The following is a 2,255-nucleotide window of genomic DNA, read 5'->3' as shown; positions in this document are numbered from 1 at the left end:
ACAACTTGAGTGAAGAAAAAATCATTGGTCTCGTTGTGGCGCCAGGAGTGACAGAGAAATTAGCACAAAGTTTAATTAATAACATACCCAATATATTATCAGAACAAGATAACCACCAACGTGACTGGAAAGTTGATCTCGTGGTGGATCCTCTTACTGGTTTTGCGGAAAGTGTGGAAGAAATATTTAAAAAAATTCAAGATTATCACGAAAAAAGACAATGGGATTATGTGATAGGAATTACAGACTTACCCATGTTCTATCATCAAAAAGTCCTCGCTCTAGATATTAATAAAAAAAATGGCGCAGCGATATTTTCATACCCTGCTTTTGGATGGCGTCCTGTAAAGAATCGCTTCAAACGTGCCATTGTGGCAATTATTAATGAACTTCATTATTCTGAAAGAGAGCATGCGGTTTATGATGACAATAATAGTGTTAAGAAAGAAATCAATAAACAATTTCCTTTTTCACGTATTGAGAAAACAGAAGTACATTTAAAAGAAACAGGACATGATCATTTAAGATATTTATCTAATTCACGCAGTTTTGGAATGATACGACTTGTCAGTGGGATGACATTTGCGAATAATCCACTTAATATGATGGCAAGTTTAAGTAATGTAGTCGCTATAGCCTTTACAACAGGGGCTTTCGGGATGATTTTTTCAACGATGTGGAATATGGGATTAAAATTTTCTATATGGAGATTACTGGGTATTTCAATCATGGCCATTTTAGGCATGCTTATTTGGATTATGATTTCCCATGGGCTATGGGAATCTACAAAAAAAGGTGAGCATAAAAGAATTATCATGTTATATAATTTAACAACAATCATGACTTTATTTATAGCAATTATTATATATTATATGATTTTATATTCATTGTTCTTAATTGCAGAGGTTGTCTTATTGCCTCCAGGATTCTTAGGACAACAAGTAGGTTTAAAAGGACCAGCAAGTGTACAACTTTATTTAAGCATTCCTTGGTTTGCGACTTCAATATCTACTGTTGCAGGAGCGATAGGAGCTGGTTTACTCAATGATCAATTAATTAAAGAAAGCACATATGGTTATCGTCAAAAAATACGTTATGAAAAGAATAACTAAGTAGTAATAATGAAGTGAAGCACACTTCATTATTATTTTTTGACATAATATAATAAATTTATATAAAACATCTTTAAAGTCATTTAAAATAATGAATAAATATAAGTGTAAATGGATATATAGTTTTTCAAGTACGACTGAAAAGGGAGTTAAAAAAATAGTCGGAAAATATAAAATTCATATAGAGTGTATAGATTATGAATTAATTATAAGGATTTAGTAGTTAATTATAATCCTAGTTTTAAAGAAAAGGTAGTAATTACAGATGGAGTTGATTCAAATAATGAAAAAAACGGTTATGAAGTAGGTACTTATTTAAATAGGAATAAAATAAAACTTATATTTGTAGTTCGAGAATATTAATTAAAAAAGGTGCGAATTCCTATTATGGAATCGCACCTTTTTATTAAAAGTTATTTTTCTTCTTTTCTTCTATTAAATCCAACTAATACGGCACCAGCAGCTAAAGCTAAACCGCCTAATAAACCAGAATTAACATTTGAATTACTACCAGTTTCAGGTAATTCTTTATTATCAACGACATCTTGAGAAGTAGTGAAATTGTTATTGTGAGTAGTTGCTTGAGTTAGGTCTTCAGTATTAGTTACAGGGTGATTAACTACTAATTCTTGACCTGGAACAATGTAATTTGCATCTACAAGGCCATTATCTTTAACAATTTGATCTACATTAGTATTATTTTCTTTAGCAATTTCAGCTACAGTTTCGCCTGGAACAACGGTATGAGTAGTTGTTTCATCTGTAGTATTGTCTACATAGCCAGTACCACTTTTATCTTCATTGTCTTGTTCATCTTTTTGACCGAAGAAGTCACCAGGAGTAGCAGGTTTAGTAGTATCTACATAGCCAGCACCACTTTTACCTTCATTGTCTTGTTCATCTTTTTGACCGAAGAAGTCACCAGGAGTAGCAGGTTTAGTAGTATCTACATAGCCAGCACCACTTTTACCTTCATTGTTTTGTTCATCTTTTTGACCGAAGAAGTCACCAGGAGTAGCAGGTTTAGTAGTATCTACATAGCCAGCACCACTTTTACCTTCATTGTTTTGTTCATCTTTTTGACCGAAGAAGTCACCAGGAGTAGCAGGTTTAGTAGTATCTACATAGCCAGCACCACTTTTA

2 protein-coding genes are annotated in these 2,255 nt (G+C 32.5%); one reads left to right on the top strand and one right to left on the bottom strand.

Going from position 1 to position 2,255, the window contains the following annotated elements; all coding sequences use genetic code 11:
- The first annotated feature begins 5 nt into the window (after positions 1-5).
- A complete protein-coding gene (locus AC2FB1_RS02685; RefSeq protein WP_490673818.1) occupies positions 6-1,112 on the top strand; it encodes a 5,10-methylene-tetrahydrofolate dehydrogenase in 1,107 nt (368 codons plus the stop codon).
- Between the two features lie 413 nt (positions 1,113-1,525).
- Here the strand turns inward: AC2FB1_RS02685 and AC2FB1_RS02680 are convergent.
- The coding region (locus tag AC2FB1_RS02680; protein ID WP_490673745.1) for a LysM peptidoglycan-binding domain-containing protein at positions 1,526-2,255 on the bottom strand (730 nt) is incomplete at its 5' end.

The organism is Staphylococcus sp. CoH_129_LAB_1 (assembly GCF_058191515.1).
The sequence above is the reverse complement of the archived record's forward strand: the minus strand, read 5'-3'. Positions and strand labels throughout refer to the sequence as shown.